At 68.2% G+C, this 18,328-nt stretch carries 16 protein-coding genes; 10 read left to right on the forward strand and 6 right to left on the reverse strand.

The features are described 5' to 3' along the window. Window positions 1-4: 4 nt before the first annotated feature. A complete protein-coding gene (locus ACYUD3_RS31770; protein WP_470977458.1) occupies window positions 5-940 on the reverse strand; it encodes an oxidoreductase in 936 nt (311 codons plus the stop codon). A 12-nt stretch (window positions 941-952) separates the two neighbouring features. Continuing rightward, on the reverse strand, window positions 953-2,665 hold the full coding sequence (locus ACYUD3_RS31775; protein ID WP_470977461.1) for a cholesterol oxidase substrate-binding domain-containing protein: 1,713 nt from the start codon (window positions 2,663-2,665) through the stop codon (window positions 953-955). A gap of 629 nt (window positions 2,666-3,294) precedes the next feature. Here ACYUD3_RS31775 and ACYUD3_RS31780 point away from each other — a divergent pair. Then, window positions 3,295-4,170 (forward strand): hypothetical protein, encoded by an 876-nt coding sequence (locus ACYUD3_RS31780; RefSeq protein WP_470977464.1) that lies wholly within the window; start codon window positions 3,295-3,297, stop codon window positions 4,168-4,170. A gap of 146 nt (window positions 4,171-4,316) precedes the next feature. Next, window positions 4,317-5,243 carry a DUF5655 domain-containing protein gene (locus ACYUD3_RS31785; protein WP_470977467.1) on the forward strand — a complete coding sequence of 309 codons (927 nt, stop codon included), beginning with the start codon at window positions 4,317-4,319 and terminating at the stop codon, window positions 5,241-5,243. A gap of 100 nt (window positions 5,244-5,343) precedes the next feature. Here ACYUD3_RS31785 and ACYUD3_RS31790 read toward each other — a convergent pair whose 3' ends face one another. Next, window positions 5,344-6,372 carry a hypothetical protein gene (locus ACYUD3_RS31790; protein ID WP_470977470.1) on the reverse strand — a complete coding sequence of 343 codons (1,029 nt, stop codon included), beginning with the start codon at window positions 6,370-6,372 and terminating at the stop codon, window positions 5,344-5,346. A 426-nt stretch (window positions 6,373-6,798) separates the two neighbouring features. Here ACYUD3_RS31790 and ACYUD3_RS31795 point away from each other — a divergent pair, with 426 nt between their 5' ends. Next, complete coding sequence (locus tag ACYUD3_RS31795) at window positions 6,799-7,881, forward strand: hypothetical protein (protein WP_470977473.1); 1,083 nt, start codon at window positions 6,799-6,801, stop codon at window positions 7,879-7,881. A gap of 98 nt (window positions 7,882-7,979) precedes the next feature. Here the strand turns inward: ACYUD3_RS31795 and ACYUD3_RS31800 are convergent, their stop codons facing one another. Then, complete coding sequence (locus tag ACYUD3_RS31800) at window positions 7,980-8,285, reverse strand: hypothetical protein (RefSeq protein ID WP_470977476.1); 306 nt, start codon at window positions 8,283-8,285, stop codon at window positions 7,980-7,982. Between the two features lie 218 nt (window positions 8,286-8,503). Here ACYUD3_RS31800 and ACYUD3_RS31805 point away from each other — a divergent pair, with 218 nt between their 5' ends. Further along, window positions 8,504-10,390, forward strand: coding sequence for an Hsp70 family protein (locus ACYUD3_RS31805; RefSeq protein WP_470977479.1), 1,887 nt, complete (start codon window positions 8,504-8,506; stop codon window positions 10,388-10,390). Window positions 10,391-10,446: 56 nt separating this feature from the next. Here ACYUD3_RS31805 and ACYUD3_RS31810 read toward each other — a convergent pair whose 3' ends face one another. Beyond that, window positions 10,447-10,929: a hypothetical protein gene (locus tag ACYUD3_RS31810; protein ID WP_470977482.1), complete on the reverse strand. Its 483-nt coding sequence runs from the start codon at window positions 10,927-10,929 to the stop codon at window positions 10,447-10,449. Window positions 10,930-11,259: 330 nt separating this feature from the next. Beyond that, window positions 11,260-12,006: a DNA-methyltransferase gene (locus tag ACYUD3_RS31815; protein WP_470977485.1), complete on the reverse strand. Its 747-nt coding sequence runs from the start codon at window positions 12,004-12,006 to the stop codon at window positions 11,260-11,262. Between the two features lie 580 nt (window positions 12,007-12,586). Between ACYUD3_RS31815 and ACYUD3_RS31820 the strand changes: the two genes are divergently transcribed. The 6 genes from ACYUD3_RS31820 to ACYUD3_RS31845 all read left to right on the forward strand — a co-directional run bounded on the left by ACYUD3_RS31820 (window position 12,587) and on the right by ACYUD3_RS31845 (window position 18,311). After that, window positions 12,587-13,729 (forward strand): C40 family peptidase, encoded by a 1,143-nt coding sequence (locus ACYUD3_RS31820; RefSeq protein WP_470977488.1) that lies wholly within the window; start codon window positions 12,587-12,589, stop codon window positions 13,727-13,729. Window positions 13,730-13,818: 89 nt separating this feature from the next. Next, window positions 13,819-14,127, forward strand: a complete 309-nt coding sequence (locus tag ACYUD3_RS31825; protein WP_470977971.1) for a DUF6112 family protein — start codon at window positions 13,819-13,821, stop codon at window positions 14,125-14,127. Then, window positions 14,127-14,816: a hypothetical protein gene (locus tag ACYUD3_RS31830; RefSeq protein ID WP_470977491.1), complete on the forward strand. Its 690-nt coding sequence runs from the start codon at window positions 14,127-14,129 to the stop codon at window positions 14,814-14,816. Before ACYUD3_RS31825 ends, ACYUD3_RS31830 begins: the two co-directional genes overlap by 1 nt. A 27-nt stretch (window positions 14,817-14,843) precedes the next feature. Further along, window positions 14,844-16,217, forward strand: coding sequence for an SCO6881 family protein (locus ACYUD3_RS31835; RefSeq protein WP_470977494.1), 1,374 nt, complete (start codon window positions 14,844-14,846; stop codon window positions 16,215-16,217). Between the two features lie 136 nt (window positions 16,218-16,353). Then, window positions 16,354-17,826, forward strand: coding sequence for an SCO6880 family protein (locus tag ACYUD3_RS31840; RefSeq protein ID WP_470977497.1), 1,473 nt, complete (start codon window positions 16,354-16,356; stop codon window positions 17,824-17,826). 32 nt (window positions 17,827-17,858) lie between these two features. Next, a complete protein-coding gene (locus ACYUD3_RS31845; RefSeq protein WP_470977500.1) occupies window positions 17,859-18,311 on the forward strand; it encodes a DUF6238 family protein in 453 nt (150 codons plus the stop codon). Window positions 18,312-18,328 lie beyond the last annotated feature (17 nt).

Genomic DNA, 18,328 nt, shown 5'->3' on the forward strand with positions numbered 1-18,328 from the left:
GGCCTCAGCGGTGACCGGCGGCGGGCGACAGCGGGACGCGCACCCCGGTCAGCCGCTCCGACTCCGCCCAGAGCCGGCGGCCCACCTGGTCGTCGCGGGCCCAGGGAGCACGCCACGCCGACGCCGACACCCCCGGGCCGATGACGCGCGGCCCGGCATAGGTGTCCGGCGCGACTCCGGGCGCGCAGGCGGCGTACAGCACCGGGAGTGCGCCGCCCTCCGGCGAACCGGCCACGAAACGGTTGCCGACCCTCAGCATCCGGTCGATCAGGTCGGGGCCTTCCGGGCCCACGGCCTTGGCTTGCAGGTCGGTCGCCACGTAGCCCGGATGCGCGGCGACGGCGATCGTCGCGGCCTGCGCCTCGGAAAGCCGGCGGGCCAGTTCCCGGGTGAACAGCAGCCCGGCGGTCTTGGACCTGCCGTAGGCGGTCCACCGGCCGTACCGCCGCGGTGCGGAGAGCCGGCCCGGGTCGACCCGGGCCAGTGCGTGCGCGGCGCTGGAGACGCCCACCACGCGCGAACCGGGGGTGGCGGCCAGCCGGGGCAGCAACAGGCAGGTCAGGGCGAAGGTGCCCAGGTGGTTGACCCCGATGTGGGTCTCGAAGCCGTCCCTGGTGCTGCCCTGCGGCGCGCCCATCACCCCCGCGTTGTTGATCAGCAGGTCCAGCCGTCCGGTGTCGAGGCCCTCGGCGAAGGACCGCACGGACGACAGATCGGCCAGGTCGACCAGCCGGCAGTGGACGTCCGCCTCCGGTGTCTCGGCCCGGATCCCGCGTACGGCTTCCGCGCCGCGCTCCGCGTCGCGGCAGGCCAGCACCACACGGGCGGCCCGGCGGGCCAGCTCGCGCGCGACCTGGTAGCCCAGGCCGCTGTTGGCGCCGGTGACGACAGCGGTCCGTCCACTCTGATCCGGCATGTCGTCCAGTGACCATTTCGGCATGAGCTTCCCCCTTCAGGTCAGCAGGCTGTCGAGGAAACCGCTGCTGAAGACGCCGGCGGGGTCGAGAGCGGTCAAGGTCCCGATCGCCGTGTCCCAGTCGTCGTGCGGTTCCTGCCCGGCCCGGTACGAGTCAGGGATGACGCCGGCGGTGACCCCGCTGTCGCTCCACGCCGCAACGCCGGTGCTGGCCCACTCCTTGGGCCATTCCGCGCGCACGGTCGCGTAGGGCTCGGCGAAGGCGGACCGCATCGACTGCTCGACCTCGGCGTAGAAGGCGTGGCAGTCGGGCGTCGCCGGCATCGTCGTCATGTCGAACCAGACCGCCACGTCCCACTCGGGGTGGTCCGGGCGCGGGCGCAGCGGGGACAGCTGCGCGCCGAGCGCGCCCTCGACGCCGCAGTCGGCCGGCCGGTCCAGGCCGGTGACCCGGATCTCCAGGGGCCCGTTGACCGGGTAGCGGCCCTGGGCCCGGTACCGCTCCAGCAGTTCGGTGTAGAGGGCGTAGAAGCGGCTGACGACCTGCTGGAGGCGGGACCGGCTGGTCACGACGTTCCAGCAGGTCGAGGTGATCCGCAGGGTGGTCGGACGGACGTTCAGCAAAGTGTCGCTCGACCATCCCCAGATGTCCCGCGCCCGGGACAGCCGCAGGCCGGCGCGGACGGCGCCCAGCTGCGCCCGGGTGAGCCGCGGTGTACGCGCGCCGGCGCGGGCCGCGATCCCGCCCAGCATCCCCGAGACGGCCTTGGGGACCATGTCGTTGAACGCGAAGGCGTACGGCCGGGTCACCTCGCGGGACCGCGCGGGCTTGGCCGGGGCGGGGGTGAACACCCGTAGCCAGGGTCGGGTGGTGTAGGGGAACCACAGGCACACCACCCGGCCGGAGCGCTCCACATAGGAGGCCAGCGACTGTTCTCCGGCCGTCTCGGGCGGCGCGAAGAGCGTGTCCGCGCCGATGTCGCACCAGCTCTGGCAGCGCAGCCGCCGGTCCGCGCCGACGCGCAGCGTGACCTCGGTGACGAACGCGCGGCCGAGGTTCACCAGCAGCGCCTGGATCTCCGGGTCGCCGCGGTGGAAGGTGCGCAGCGCGTAGCTCTCCGTGGCCGGGTCCCACACCACGGCGGTGAGGCCGGTCACCAGGTTGGCCACCGACCCGTACGTGTGCCCGGCCGGCGGCGTCTCTCCGCGCGCGGGCACCCCGGTGCCACGCCCCCCGGTCGCCAGCACCCCGCCCAATGTCGCCGCGCCGAGCACGGGAAAGGCGGTGAGCCCGTATCCCGCGGCTTTGAGGGTGCCGAGCAGGTCGTCCATGGTGACGCCCGGCTGCGCGGTGACGCTCGCCGGGCTTCCCGGCCGCACGGTGACGGCGGTCAGGTGCGCGGCGGTGTGCACCAGCAGCACCTTGGCGGGCTTCCCGGAGGGTTCGACGAGCGGCGCCCAGCTGAAGCCTCCGCCGTACGGCCGCAGCCGCCAGCCGTTCGCCCGTGCCCAGTTGGCCAGCGCGACGACCTCGTCAGGGCTGGCCGGCGCGCACGTCCACACCTCCTCGACCGCCACGGTCCCCGACCAGTTCGTGAACGTCTCCTGGCGGGCCCGGATGCCGCGGGGCAGGCTGGGCGGCGGCTCGACGACGGCGATCCGCCGCCGGGGTGACTTCCCCCGCGCCAGGCGTGAACTCCCCACAGCACTCCCGCCGTTCAGACCGTTTCCGAGATCGACTCGCATCATGGAGAAACCCCAAGCCGAAGACTCGACCCGGGGTTTCACCGCGGAGCCCCCTGTCGGGTTCGAACCGACGACCCCCGCTTTACAAGACCGTGAGCGATCGTGCCATGTAGTGTTCCGTCGTGCTACCTCATGACGTTTTGCCTGATCAGAGCATGTGTGGCGGGTTGGGCAGTGCCGCCCTGTGATGTCCCGTCCAAAGGCGTCCGTCCACCGGCTGTCCACCGGCCCGTCTCTCCGATCACCGCACAGTAAGCGCCCGCTGGCTCACTGACACCACATGGGCAAGCCCGGCCACCCACCCTTACACACTTGTCGAGGCTCGACAAACGCCCTCTATATTGGCGATCCACGCGGGGCCTTTCTTGACAGCCAAACTGATGGTTCGACATCGCCCAGTCTGTATCCAGAGTCTCCCTCGGCTTGGCGTGTCCCCCAGTGTGATACTCCGTGGCCCGATACGGTGGGCCCGCACAGCCGCGGAGACCGGCTGGCGGTCGAGGACTCTCTCCCGGAGGGGGTCCGCTACGGGCCAAAGGGTGCGATACCTCGTCTCCTCTCGACGCTCATTACAGCCAAGACGGCTTTCCTCCTGCTGACCGGGCAGCACCCCATTCGAGGAGAGATCCGTCATGCCCTACGCCAGAGACAAAGCCCGCCGTGCGGAATGCCGCCGACTGCTCAACCTGAGCGCTCACGATCTGAAGCCTCTGCTCGATCCGGCCGGACGGATTCGTCTGGACACCCGCGATCCGTCCCAGCAGCTCTTCCGAGCGATGCTGCAACTCTGTCTGTTCAGCCGTCACCGTGAGCACCCTTTCGACCGCATGGGCGGGCGCGCCTTCCCGGATTTGCTGTCGTACTACAGCGTCGTGCTGCCGCATCCGGACCGGCTTGTTCTGCGTATGTCCTGTGCGGCCCGTGTGGCGCTCTACCTCCTGCCGACGCTGACCACCGCATCGGATATGCCCGCCGGGCTTACTGGAATTCCGGGCCTTCGCCTGGAAAAAGTACAGGGCCGTAGCCTCCTGATGCATCACCTGCCCACTGGTGGCCGTCTGGAGTTCCGGGACAGCCGGACCTCGTTGGACGTATGGGACATGAGGCTGCTCAATGAGGCCGAGCGGGGACAGCAACTGCTGAAGGACGCCCCACGCATCACATCGGCCGAAGAAAGTTTTGCCCACTACTGGGCCCCGACCTCCTGTACGGCCTTGCGCAGCGCCCTGATCACTCGCGGACGTCTGTGGTGGTCCACCTTCACGCACAACGCCGTCACCGAGTACTCGCGCCGTCCCGGCGGCCGGTACCGCATCCGTTGGACCGAGGGCTACCCGGTGAACAAGCTCGGTGAGCTGTTGACCGAATCGGCCATTGCCATCCCCGGCGCCTCTTACACCCCTGCGGCCTGCCGAGGTGACGCCAGCCTCCTCCGCCTGGCCGACGCCATGGTTGAGCTGGAGGGCCCCCACACCGACGACGAAGCCCAGCAAGACGCTGACAACTGACACGCACCTGAGCTTTGACAGTCACCCTGGTCCGCAAGAGGTGCGCCCCTGGGAGCTGGACAGACATCTGTCTTGTCGGCCCGTAGGCGGAATACCCGGTGCCCTCCGTCGATTGGTCTTCTTGCAGAGATCACGGGAGGGCACCGATGGCCGAGCTGATGTTGTTCCGGCAAGACGCGAACGGGCAGGACATCGAGCTGCCCGGTTCGACAGTGGCGTTGGAGGTGGAGCTGCAACGGCGGGTCGAGGCCGGTCTGGAGCAAATGCTTGGCATCCGGTTCCTGGCATCCGAGTACCCGACCGGTCCGTGGCACCGGGGCCGGATCGACACCCTGGGGCTGGACGAGAACGGCAGTCCGGTGGTGATCGAGTACAAGAAGGGCTCCGACAACGGCGTGCTGTCGCAGGCCGTCTCCTACCTGTCCTGGCTGGAGTCGGCGCGCCACGAGGTCGAGGCGCTCGTACGGAAGGTACTGGGCCCGGATGCGGCCGAGTCCATCGACTGGCGCCGGCCGCGGATGGTCTGCATCGCGGCCGGCTTCTCCCACCATGACCGCGTGGCGGTTCAACGGCTGCCCGAGCGGATCGACTTGGTGCGCTATCGCGTCTTCGAGGGGGGCTTGCTGAGCTTGCTGCTCGTGGACTCCTCGCCCGGGTCGCCGAGCACAGTTTCGGCGCGGCGGAACCGGGAGCGGGAAGCGGCGGACGACAGGGTGGCGGCGGTTCCGGCATCGGTGGGGCCTGTCCTTGTCCCGGACTGCCTGCGGGACCTGTACACGGAACTGGACGACACCCTCACAGCGTGGGGCGAGGTCGAGGTGGCGCCGCTTCGGCACTACATCGCCTACCGGCGGCTGGTGAACGTGGCGTCGGTGATCTTCCGTCCGAAGCACGAGGCGATCCTGGTCTACCTCAGACTCAATCCGGGCGCGGTCCCGCTGGAGGAGGGCTTCACCCGGGACATGCGCGGCATCGGTCACCTCGGGACAGGCGACCTGGAGGTGCGCATCTCGGAGGCAGCTGACTTGGAGAAGGCGGGTCCGTTGATCCGGCGGGCATTCGAGGCCGCCTGACACACCGAGCCGTACCAACCTCAGAAGCAGTCGCCTCGTCACCATTCGGTGCTGCCGCCCGGTCATGTGGTGGCGAGGGCCGTCTCCTGGGTGGGCACACCTACGCTGCCCCGAGGCTGCACAGACCCGCGAGGACGCTGGGGGACAGGCTCTCTGTGAACCCCGAGCCGGGCAGCCGGCGCAGGATCGTCTGCCAGAGGCCGGACTCCATCATGGAGGAGGGTGACCGCTCTGATTCAGCCTGAAGATCGAGGATGACCGTCTTGGCGTGGTCTCCCAGGACGAACTGCTGGTCCTTGCCGTAGCTTTCGTCGGTGTCTCCGCTGAACCGCTTGAGGTGGAGGGGGAGACCGAACGCGGGGTCCACAAGTGCGGCGACGATGTTGTGCGGCCCAGGCCCCTGCCCGCGGATGTGGGAGGAGCGCAGTACCAGTCGTACCGCATCGGCGGCTCCGCCCCGGTAGCCGTCGGCAAAGAAGGTGTTGGACACGGTGTGCAGGAGGGCGGCTCGGCGCAGCAGTCCGCTGCCCAGCCAGGCGCCGCGCTTCTGCACTCGTGTGAAGGGGTCGTCCGCGTCCTCCCACTGAGCATGGTGAGCGCGCTCCGTATCGGTCCACGCTTTCGGTGAGGACTGCCAGCGCAGGCGGGCGGGGTCGGGGTCGGTCCACTCGTCGAGCGTCCTGGCGATGGCGTTGCGCCAGAGTGTCGACGGAAGGCCGGTCAGACGCAGCTTGGTGGGTTCGCCGAGCACACGCAGCTCGATCGCCGTGCGGTCGCGCCGTGTGATGCGGAGACCAGGTACGCCGTGGACCTCGTGGTCCGAGACGTACGTGGGCAGAAGGTTGAAGAGAAGCTCGGCCGCCCGCTCTTCGCTCTCCACCCGAAGGGCGATGCCGTCCCGGTCCGGGTGCACCGAGGTGATGCCGAGGGGGTATCGGGTGTACAGGTTCCGGAACTCCAGCAGGCTGACGAACACGCGTGCTTCCAGGAGCTGCTGTGCCTGCGTAGAGGCCGGGGGGATGGGCGGTGTGCCGGTTTCCAGCCGGTCAACCGCACGGCGGGCCTGTTGGACGCTCTCGCCGGTGTAGAGGCGCCGGAGCAGGGAAACGCTTTGCCGCATCGTGCTCATGAGTCTCTCCTGAACGTCTCGGCCCGGGACGTGAGGAATGCGAGATCCGAATGGATGCGTAGAGGACTCGTCGGAGACCGGTTCACCCGAGCTCGGAGGATTAAGGGCCGATTAGTCTCCGGGGAGCGGTGGTCAGCCGCGCCGGAATCTTAGCAAGGGTCACGCCCGAAGGAATCCCTTCCGGGAAAGTAGAGGAATCATTCACTCGGCCGAGTGAATGATGCTTGGCGTATACGCCAAATCCTGGTTATGGTCTGCCCCGGGTTTGAGGGAACCCTCGTCGTGCGTCTGTCCGGATCGATGGCGCAGCGTGTCGAAAGCCCCAGGCGCCCTCGCGCTTTCACTAACGCATCCGCAAGACCACCGTTCTCGCAGACAGCGCTTCTTTCCCGTGCTGAGATCCGGCAGCACACGGAGGAGCCTGCTGTGCCCAAGAACGATGTGATCGCCATGTGCCGCCGCTATACCGGGGAGACATGGTCCGGCGCGAAGGAACGTATCGAGCGGCTTCCGGCGAGCAGCCCGCCCATTCCTGCTGCGCAACGCGAGCAGGCGGTCCTCGAAAGCCGGGTGCTCCGGGCCCTGCTGGATTTTCCCACCACGTACACCACGAGGCCGCTGCGTATCGTGCGCGTCATTCCGGCTGAACAGCATGCCGTCATCCGCTTCGCGGCCGACGCAGACCCCGATGGCCTGGCCTCACTGATCGCCTGGGGATTGTTCTCGTCTGGGGGCAAGGGCGGCCTGCGCGGGATCTGTGGTCTGCGTGTGCTCAAAGCCGGGCATGGGAGGCTCGACGTCGGGCTTCACGGAACTGCCGCGCGTCTTCGGCTTGAAGGCATTCCAGACCGGGCCTGGGCACAGGCTGAGGAGTTCCGGAATCTGGCTGCGGCCGAGGTCGGCGAGCAGTCACCGTGTAAGCACCAGGGCCTGACGCCGGCGGAGCGGGCCTTCGCTCACGAGCACGGTTGGTTCGAGGAGGCGTGGCACGAGACAGCAGCCTTCGGCAGCGCCCTGCTGCGCAGGCTGCTGATCTTCCGCTCGGGAGCAGACTGGCTGGATATGGCTGGCTTCACCAAGCACACCAGCACGTACGGATTCCGGCTGACCTTCGCCAAGACGCGCTGGACGGACCACGACCTGCTCGTCGAACACCTCACCGATCCTCTTTGCGGAATCGCTCTCAGGGAAGACATGCGCACCTGCTCCTGCGCTCACGGAAATAAGAGCTGTCGTCTCTGGTTCGATGGGCCCGAACACGCCCCCGGGCGGCTCGACTTGCAGATGCTCGATGCCGGTGCGGAGTGTCAGGTCGCCGAGTACAACCAGACGCTCGCCCTCATGGGGAGCCCGAGCGACGACATCACGCGAGTGACGGGGAATCCACCGGGGATGACCACAGACTGCGCTCCGATCCACCGCCATCGTCACGACATGATCCAGCGCTGTCGGCGTATCTCCGAAGCTCGTAGCAGTGAACTTGATCGCCTTCGACAAAAGGTTCACTGACGGAGCCCCTGACAGGTCGGTGACGATTCCATCGCTGCCTGGAACAGGGACACGGAGCGGGCAGTCGGAGCCTCGGTTTCTTCGAAGCTTCAGCCGTCTTACCGTTTCCCCAGGACCGTACGGACAGTGGTACGCGAGTGCCCCATCAAGCGGGCGATGAGCGCCTCTTCAATCTGCCGGGCTTCAGCTTCACGGATCAAGTCGTCGCGGCTTGCCTTCATCTGGCCGTAGGCGCGTAGCTTGCCGAGGATCCCTTCATCACCTTTCTCGCCTTCCTTCTCGGTCGTATTTCCGCCGTGGCTCTCGCTGGGGAGAGCCACGGAAACCCTCGTAAAGAATCCGCTTCCCTGTGCTTCCGGTTCACCTTCAGCCAGCCACATGGGAGAGGTCGAGTCGTCACACATCTACACCTCCATGATCTTCCCAGAAATATACATGCCCAATTTTGGGACCCTAACCGGTCGTATTGAATTACCAATGTCGGCCATCTTGGTGTACTAGAGGCCGGTTATGCGGCGGGTTCAGCCCGATTCGGAAAACTGGCGGGCACTGTTCTTGTGAAGCAGGGCGTCGTCAGCGAACCTCTGGATGGCTTCGCAGCCCTGATCTCTTTGGGAGAGACATGTCCAAACCCCTGGTCGTCTGCGGTATTGACCTCGGTACACATGCCACGGGATTCGCCTGGGCCGTCATCGATGAAGAGAACGACGACGCCGAGCGTCGCCGCATCCACTTCTTCACGCAGTGGCCGGGACAGCCAGTAGCGGCCGTCAAAAACCTCTCGGCCCTGTTGCTCGGCGAGGGTGACAAGGTCCTCGCCTGGGGATACGAAGCCCGACGTCAGGCGCTGAGTCTTCCCAGCGGCGGCACAGGTCACAGGTATCGCGCAGCGTTCAAGATGGACCTGATGGTGGCATCGCCGCGAACCGCCACTGCGCGTGGGCGAACTGGGCGCCGTGAAGAGGCAGCCAGTTCACGGGCCTCCGCGACCGGTGATGACACCACTGCGCCACCGGACCAGGAGAACCACGGAAGTGCGGACACTCCCGTCGAGGAAGGCAACGAGACCGCGAGCGATGACGACGGACCGCGCCTGCAACTGGTCGAACCGCTGGGCGAGGCAGAACGGTTGACGATCGAGCTGCTCTCTCGCATACGTGAGACGGCGTTGGCACAGATCACCAGCAGCGGCTACCTAGAGGAGGACATCCGCTACTGCATCACCGTGCCAGCGATCTTCAGCGACTGGAACAAACAGTCAGTCAGACGGTGCGCTGCCACCGCAGGATTCCCCGCTGAAGACGGCCGGCTCATCCTTGCCCTTGAGCCCGAGGCAGCAGTCCACCACGCGCGTACTCGCGGCGCCAAACCTCCCGGGGAAGGCGATCAGCCCTCAGCGGATCTCTCAGCCCCAGGCCGACGCATCCTGGTGGTCGACAGTGGCGGCGGCACTGTCGACCTGGCCGCCTATATGAACGACGATGATGGCCGCATGGTCGAGATCGGCCTGGTCAACGGCGGGCGACACGGCTCGAACGAGCTCAATCATCGCTTTGAGGACCGACTGCTGGCCGATCGCTTCGGCAAGCCGGAACTCGTCAAACAGCTCCGCGAAGAAGTACCCGAGGCGATGCTGGACCTGGTGGAGGCGTGGGAGCGCCACAAGCTGTCCTTCGGACCGAACACCACGGCGCCTGTCCCCCTGCCCATCCCCACCGCGATCGACCGGAGGCTGGGCGCCGCAGTACGAAAGCGGCTGGCTCGCAAACAGCACGGGGTAACCGACTCCATCCTCATCACTCCCGAGGAGATGCAGGACGTCTTCGACACGGTCGTACCCGATGTCCTGGACCTCATCGACGAGCAGCTGGCCGAGGTGACCGGCCCGAACCTCCCCCCCGGCTCACCCATGCCGGTGGTCCTGATGGTGGGTGGTTTCAGCAACTCGCCTTACCTCCAGGACGCGTTCAAACAACACCTCAAGGGTCGCGCCCACGTCCTGGTACCGCCGGACCCGAGCTCCGCCGTACTCTACGGCGCCGTGCACTTCGCCTACAGCCCGCAGACACGAGCCCGTCGCGCCCGCTACACCTACGGGGTCGATTGCTGCGCCCCCTTCGAACCCGATGTGGATCCCGAGAAGCTGCGCTACACGGCATCAGACGGCATTGCCCGCTGTCATAGACGGTTCGCCAAACTGGTGACCGTCGGCGACGTAGTAGATACGGCCGCTGAAATCAGCGGCGTCTTCCTGCCTGTTGAGGGAGACAACACGAAACTGGACTTCGATCTGTACACCACCCCTCACAAGGCACCCCGCTACGTGACGGAACCGGGCTGCGAGAAAATCGGCACCGTCACCGTCGCACTGAACATGCGCGACGCCATCGACGACCGACAGGTGCGGCTGCATCTGCGGTTTGGCGAGACCGAGATCAAAGTGCGCGCCGTCGTACTGAAGACCGGGGAAGAAGTCGCCACCACCGTCCACTTCTCCTCCGACTACTGACTCGCCGAGGACAGCTCGTGAACTCCGACCCCTGCTTCTCGGACCTCCCCGAGGCTTCATGCCCCCACACACAAGTGCCCCAGCAAGACCTCTCGCCCTGTGCTGGCGAGGACCCTTTCCGCCTCCAGCGTCAACTCGACGCGGGCCATCAACGGCTCTCCGCCGTGGAGAGGGACAACCAGGATCTGCGACAGAAGCTTGCCCAGACCAGCACCCGGATGGACCGGTTGGAGAAAAGGCTTTCCGCCATGCTGGCCGCGCAGACCCGTCAGCGTAGAGATCTGCCCTCCAACGCTCACGTCGACCACCAGAGCATCGCCCGCGACTACCAATCCCTGGTCGAGCACCACCTTGCGACGCTGGCGCTCTCCGCCAGCACAGCAAGCACACTTCAGCCAGCCTTTGAGCCTGCCCACTTGTGGTTCCTTGGCGAGCTGACCGGAATCCTCTTCCAGGCTCCCCCTACGGCCGGACTCATTGAAGGCGCTCTCGGCCTGCACGTGGACGGACCGGCACAACTTGCCGTCGGAATCGGCCATGCCCTAGTGGAAGCGCAGGCACTGTGGCGACGGGCTACGCACACTGCGTTGCCGTTCCAGTGGGACTTCGACCTACTGCCTGGGACCAAGCTCAACCCATCGCGGCAGACCCCTTGGCTCTCCTGCGATCCCGTTCTCCCTGTCCAGTACGTGATCGCCCCGGGCTACGTCGTGGAGCAACAGGTCTTCTGCTTGCAGCGGGTCCTAACCGGGCCGTCTTTCTAGAACGTGGTTGGCGCCGTGCACAACACGGAAACAGCGGTGGGCGTTCGGAGCATCGATGCTGCGAACGCCCACCGCTGCATGATCTGCCGGGGCGAGGTTGGGAGCTCACACCTCCGGCCCCGCCAGCACGAAGTCATCCTGATTCAGCTCTGCTTGGAGCCTTCGCTCCGCGACGTTCGCGTAGTGCGCCGACAGCTCCACCCCCACGAACCGCCGGCCTTCGCGCAGGGCGGCGACGCCGGTGGAGCCGCTCCCCGTGAAGGGATCGAGGACAACTCCCCCCTCGGGGCAGATCTGCACGAGCTGCTGCATGATTTCGACGGGCTTCTGGGTGATGTGCACCCGGTCCTTGCGCGGCTGGGAGGCAACGAAGTGGCCGGGCAGGTACAGGTCCCGGTCCTTCGCCAGGCTCCCCTTGACGCCCCAGGTGATGAACTCGGCCGACTGCTTGAACCCGCCCTTGCGAGGCCGGCTGGCGGGCTTGATCCACGGGATGGTGCCGGACCAGGTCCAGCCCGCCATCTGGAGGGCGTCGGACGTGGTCGGCTCCTGGCGCCAGTCCGAGAAGACGAGGGCGACCGCATGTTCGGTGGAGGCCCGGTACGCCTCGGTGAGCAGGGCGGTCAGCCAGCTCCGGTAGCTCCGCTGGTCGCGGTTCTCGCCGGGGAAGTTCTGGAGGTCGTGCGCCGATCCGCTGGTGACGTACTTCGCGCGGGCGGTGCGGGCGGTGCGGTCCGAGCTGGTGCGTCCGCCGGAATTGTACGGCGGGTCAGTGATGACAGCGTTGACGCTCTCGTCCGGAAGGGTCTTCAGTACGGTGAGGGCGTCGCCTCGGTGCAGCGTGTAACTCATGCGCGGGGCCTCTTTCAGGGCGCAGCGGGGCTGGACCCGCTCCGGACAGCACTCAACAGCGGTCGTTCCGAGCGGGGTTGCGCCGGAGGTTAGCCGCGTTTTCCGGCCGCGCCCAACGAGCCGCGTCATGATCGCGGGCCGGGTCCGGGAGCCGTTTGGTGCGGCCGGGATCCGGGTCTACTGTCTCGCCGTGTCACCGGGACGGGCTCCCTGATCCACCCCGGTTGACCTGTGCTTATTCGTGCTGCCTGGTCCAAGGGAGCAGCACGGAGAGCCCGTTGCCTCCTCGTCCCCGAAGCCGTGAGGAACACCCGTTGCACTGCCTGAGATTACGAGCGCGGCTGGCTGCCGCGCGTGACCCGAGACCGGCGTCCGGGAGCTACCAACTCCTCTGATCCGGGCCCGCCCTGAGCGGCGGATTCACATCGGCGCGGTGCCGGCGGCTTTGCACGAGAAGTCGGCACCGCGCCTCCTACGAACGGCAAGGAGCCGCTGCGATGCAGCACGCCCTGATACCTCGGCGCCCCCGCTCGACACCATCACCCGGCCGGCATCACCGGCCGGGTGAACGGCAGCGGCGATGAAGAAGACCGCCGGAGCTGTCGTCGGTCTCGTCGCGTCCGGCCCGCTGCTGCTGGCCGTTCCGGTCCTCGCTGTCGGTGCGAGCACAGCCACCGCCTCCTGCTCGACCGGCGGCGCGCAGGCCCTGGATACCGCGGCGGTCGCCACTCAGGTGAAGGCCGTCCTGGGCGGCGGCAAGGGGACGGTCTCCGTTGCGGGGCTGGACGATCCGGCCGAGCAGGTGCCCAATGCCAAGACGATCCAGGCCACCGGCGTCGCGATGAACATCCCGGCCCGGGGGCAGATCGTGGCCCTGGCGACAGCCTTGCAGGAGAGCGGCCTGCGGAACCTGACCTACGGCGACCGCGACTCCCTGGGACTGTTCCAGCAGCGCCCGTCGCAGGGCTGGGGCACCGCGAACGAGATCCTCGACCCGGTGCACGCCTCGACCGTGTTCTACGAGGCGCTGGGGAAGGTCTCGGGCTGGCAGTCTCTGTCGATCGCCCAGGCCGCTCAAGCGGTCCAGCGGTCCGGTTTCCCGGAGGCTTACGCCAAGTGGGAGCCGCTGGCCACCGCCTTGCAGAAGGCCATCGCGCCCCTGCTGTCGAAGTCCGGCGGCGCGTCGCCGAGCCCGTCTCCGTCTGGCTCTGCTGACACCGGAACCGTCCCGTCGGATACCGCGGGCGGTTGTACGACCGGTGGGGACGGAACCGACTTCGGGACCATCCCGGCGGGCGCGGTGCCGGCCGGTTACAAGATCCCGGCCGATGCCCCGTCGAAGGTCCAGGCAGCGATCCGCTGGGCTCTCGGCCAGCTCGGCACGCCGTACCAGTGGGGTGGGAGCTGCACCGACTCCCACGGATCCGACCCCATGGGCCGGTGTGACTGCTCCTCCCTGATGCAGCAGTCGTACAAGGCCGCCGGGGTCACCCTGACGCGGACGACGTACACGCAGGTCAAGGAGGGCAAGGCCGTTTCGGTGGACGCTCTCCGGCCGGGTGACCTCGTCTTCACCGAGGGGACGGCCGAAGTCCCTGAGCACGTCGGCATGTTCATCGGCCAGGGCTTGATCGTCAACGCCCCGCACACCGGCGACGTGGTCCGTGTCGCGACCCTCGCGTCCTGGAAGCCGCAGATTCTCGCGGCCCGCCGAGTCGTCTGACCGGCGCGCTCTCCCTACCTTCTCCCCTCTCGCACCGCTCCTCCGCCCGAGCCGGTTTCGGCATGCGGTCAATCGAACTGAGGTTCTCCATGTTTCTCGCCGACAAGGTCGTCCAGCTCGCCTACGACCCCGGGATCAAACCGAACGAGGGCGGGCTGCCGGGTCTCGCCGTCCTCAAGGAGGTGATGGGTTCCATCAACCTCTTCGGCATCGTCGCCGTGGTCGGCGCGCTCGCCGTCAGCGCCGGCGTGTGGGCCTGGGGCCACCACTCCGGCGGTCACCAGGCCGAGGCCAACGGGAAGAAGGGCGTGCTGGTCAGCGCCGGCGCGGCCCTCCTGCTGGGCGCGGCGAACGGTGTGGTCGCGTTCTTCAGCACGTTGGGGACGCAGGTCCACTGATGCCTTCTCACTCCTCGAACCCCGGCGGCGCGTCCCGCGTGCGCCGCCGGGCGCTGCTCGGCGCCGCCGTCCTGGTGGTGCTCGTTGCCCTCGCCGGCTTGATCGCCTACCTCACCCGCGATGGCGGGGAGTCCTCCAACGCCCATTCCTCAAGCGCGAGTTCGGGCTCTCCTTCCTCCTCGGCCGCTTCGCCGTCCGGGCCGTCCGCGCCGAGCGCACACCGTTCCGCCCTCCCGGTCCCGCCGGACACCCACGATCCGATCGCGTTCGGGAGGGCAGCCGCCGCAGCGCTGTGGTCCTACGACACCCGCGCGTACTCCCAGGCCGAGTTGCTGACCGCCCTGCACGGTTGGCTGACCACCGAGACCAAGTACGCCGACCCTGCTTCGGTCGACGCGGTCGTTCCCTCGCGCGCGCTGTGGAAGGAAATGGCTGCGAACAGCCAGTTCGCCACCGCCAAGGTGAACGAGGGACACTTCCCCGACTCGTTCACCCAGGCTCTCCAGGCGAATCCCGGAACGATCACGCAGGCGTACGTCTACGCCGTGACCGTCTCCGGCAAGCAGTCGATCTCCTGGAAAGGCTCCCCTGCCGGTGGTGCGGAGAACCGCGTCACCACCCTCGCGGTCCAGTGCCGCCCCTCTCACTCCTGCGCCCTGGCCGGCGTCATGCCGTCCGTCGCGCCCTGACACCCGATCCAGGAAGGAGGTATCGCCATGGGAGTCTGCGACTTTCCGCTGATGGACAAGGTGTGCGGCGCTGTCGACTTCGCCGCCAACCCCGCCGGGAGCGTCACCGACGGCATCGGAGCATGGATCGCGAAGTCGTCGGGAGAACTGGCCGCCAGTGCGGCGGATCTCGCCGCGAAAGCTGTCAACGAGACCACCGCCATCGATCTCAACGCCGGTTGGTTCCGGGACAACTACGAACTGCTGCTGCCCATCGGGCTCGCGCTGACCGTCGGCACGTTCTGCATCCAGTTGATGTCCGCGGCCTGGCGGCGGGACGAACGCGCCCTGGCCCAGGCCGCCATCGGCACCATGATGGGTGTCCTCTTCAGCTTCTGCGCCGTCTCCTTCACCTCCGTCGCCGTCACCGTGGTCGACGCCTTGTCCGACGGCCTGTTCAAAGCGGCCAACAGCTCGGTCGACGACGCGATCCGCCGTGTGGTGAAGGTCAGCGAACTGGGGACGATGTACGGACTCGGCTGGGGCGTCCCTTCTCTGGTCGGTCTGGGGTGCGCGATCGGCGCGTTCATGTACTGGGGAGTGATGGTCGCCCGCAAGGTGGGCGTGTTGGTGTTGGTCGCCCTCGCCGTCTTCGCCGGAGCGGGCGGAGGCTGGGAAGTCGCCAAGCGGTGGCGGCGCGGCTGGATCGAGGCCACCGCCACGCTGGTCGTCTCGAAAGTCCTGATGACCATCGTCCTCCTCATCGGTGTCTCGGCGATGGGCAAGTCGGACGTCCACGACGGCATGGCCGCGCTGTCCGACGCGTTGGCGGGCATCGTCGTGATGGTGCTGGTCCTGCTGTGCCCGTACGCCACCTACAAGTTCGTCCACTGGGCCAGCGACGGCGGCGGCCACGACGATCTGCACCGCACCGGCGTCGCCGGGATGGCGGTCGCGGCAGGGGCCGCGAAGACCGCGGGCAGCCTGGCGATGCAGGCCGGCACCGGCACGCCCGCACCTCAGGGTCCGAGCCAGGTTCCCGGCGCCGGCTCTGACGGTGTCGCCTCCGGCATCAACCCCTCCGGCGGCAATCTGAGCAAGGAAGGCATCGACGCCGGACCGCCCAAGCCGCAGACCCGCTTCCGGTACGGCGAGGACCCGAACGCCTCCGGCGACAAGGGACGGGCCCTGATCCAGCGCCCCGGCATCCCGCCGCTCATCACCCGGCCGGACGAAGGCGATGCAGGGGGTGCCACCCCGGGTGACCAGTTCACCCGCGTGCCGGCTCTGGGCGGCAGCATGACCCGGGCCGGTGCCGCGGCGCCAGCGGCCCCTGCGGCGTCCACCACTGGGCCTTCGGCGACCGGTTCCCCGACTCCGGCGAACTGGGTGTATCCCAGCAAGCCGCCTTCGGGTTCCTGACCAATCGCATCCGGGGGGTGGGCTACAGCCGCAGCCCGCCCCCGCACCACCGATCACCGGAAACGGAGCCCCGCCGTGACCTCCAGAAGAGCGCCGCGCGCCCCGCCCCCGCCCGCTCCCACCGTCTGGAACCACCATGTCCGACAAGCCCCAGGCCGAAGTCGCCACGGCCACCGTGAAGTTCCCCCACCGCAGCAGGCGCGGCATCCTGCTCGGCCTGACCGCCCCGCAACTGATCGTCGTCAGCCTCACCGGCCTTCTCCTGCTCGCCGTGATCCTCACCCATGGCGTGGCCGGGGCCCTCGAACTCATCCCGCTCTGGGCCGCCATCGCCCTCCTCGCCTTCGTCCGCCACCGCGGCCGAGCCCTGGCCGACTGGACTCCGATCGTCACCCGGTACTTCCTGCGCCGGATGCGAGGCCAGCTGATCTGGCTCACCCGGCCTTCCCGCCGCCCGGTCCGCGAAGGGCTTCTCCACCTGCCCGGAACCGCCGCCAGCCTGCGCGTGGTCACCGCCCCCGACCGCCGGTACGGCGCGGTCCACAACCCCCACACCGGCACCCTGACCGCCGTCGTCAAGGTCTCCTCCCTTGCCTACGCGCTGCTCGACCCGGGCACGCAGAACGCCAACGTCAACGGCTGGGGACGTGCACTGGCCGCGCTCGCCCGTACGGGCCAGGTCGCCCGTGTCCAGGTGATCGAGCGCACCGTCCCGGACTCAGGCGACGCGCTGCGCCGGTACTGGGAAGAGCACGGGCAGCCCAACGCCCCCATGGCCGGCGCGATCTACAGCGAGCTGATCCAGAGTGCCGGACCGGCGGCGGCACCGCACGAGGCGTACGTCGCGGTGTCCCTGGACGCCAAGGCCGCACGGCGTCTGATCAACCAGGCCGGAGGCGGTCTCGCCGGGGCCTTCAGCGTGCTGGCTCAGCTGACCTCGACCTTCGACCAGGCCGCGCGGACCGCCGGGCTCAACCCCACCGGCTGGCTCAACGCCCGCGAGATCGCAGCCGTCGTGCGCACCGCGTACGACCCCAAGGCCCTTGCAACGCTTGACCGTTGGTCCACGGCAGGGCATCCCGAGGCTGAGCCCGCTGCTGCCGGTCCGGTCGTGGTCGTCGAGAAGGCCGACCACATCGCGACCGACTCGGCCGTGCACGCCACGTACTGGGTGGAGAACTGGCCCCGCATCGAGACGTCGGCGGGCTTCCTGCACCAGCTCCTGTTCACCGCCGGAATCCGGCGCACGCTGTCGCTGTCGTACGAGCCGAAGGGGCTGGACGCCGCTCTGCGCGACGTCCAGCGCAAGAAAGCCAGCGTGATCGCCGACGCCGCCGAGCGAGCCCGACGGGGCCAGGTCGACTCCGAGGCGGACTCGATCGAGTACCAGGACATCAAGTCCCGTGAACGCCAACTCATCGCGGGCCACGCGGATGTCGCTCTGACCGGTCTGCTGACCGTCTCGGCCGATTCCGAGGAGGAACTCCGTTCCGCTTGCGCGGCCGTGGAGACCGCGGCCGTCGGCGCCCAGCTCGACCTCCGGCCGCTCACCTGGCAGCAGGCCGAAGCGTTCACCGCCGCCGCCATGCCGCTCGCTCTCGGCGCCTGACGCCGGTCTTTTCCCCCTCGAAAGAGCACCCCATGTCCCGCACCGCCAGCCCGACCGCGCAGGACTTCGTGCCCTTCGCCACCGCCGCGCTCGACTTCCACCGCGCGCTCAACATTCCTGGTGGCCCTCTCGTCACCACGCGTGCCGAACTGGACGCGCTGCACTCCCATCTCGTCTCGCTGTACGGCCTGTTCGACGCCCATGCCGCCCGCACCGGCCGGCTCGTGCCGGTCGAAGGTGACGAACTCCGCGCGGCTCGCACCCGGATCTGGCAGGCCGCCGACCACGTACACGCCGCGTATCACGGAGCACCCCGGACGGGCTCCGGCGAGGTGCCTGGACGTGAGCAGTGCCAGTCGGGCCTGCCCGAAGGGGCACCAGAGCTGACGATCTGCCAACGCCACCAGCGAGCCGCCCGCTTGGTGCGCCGCCGTACCACCCCGGCCGATCTGCACACGCCGTTCACCGGCCTCGTCCGCCGCTGACCCGCCTCCCGTCTGGA

The sequence above is a fragment of the Streptomyces sp. AMJ-169 genome, from assembly GCF_055597585.1.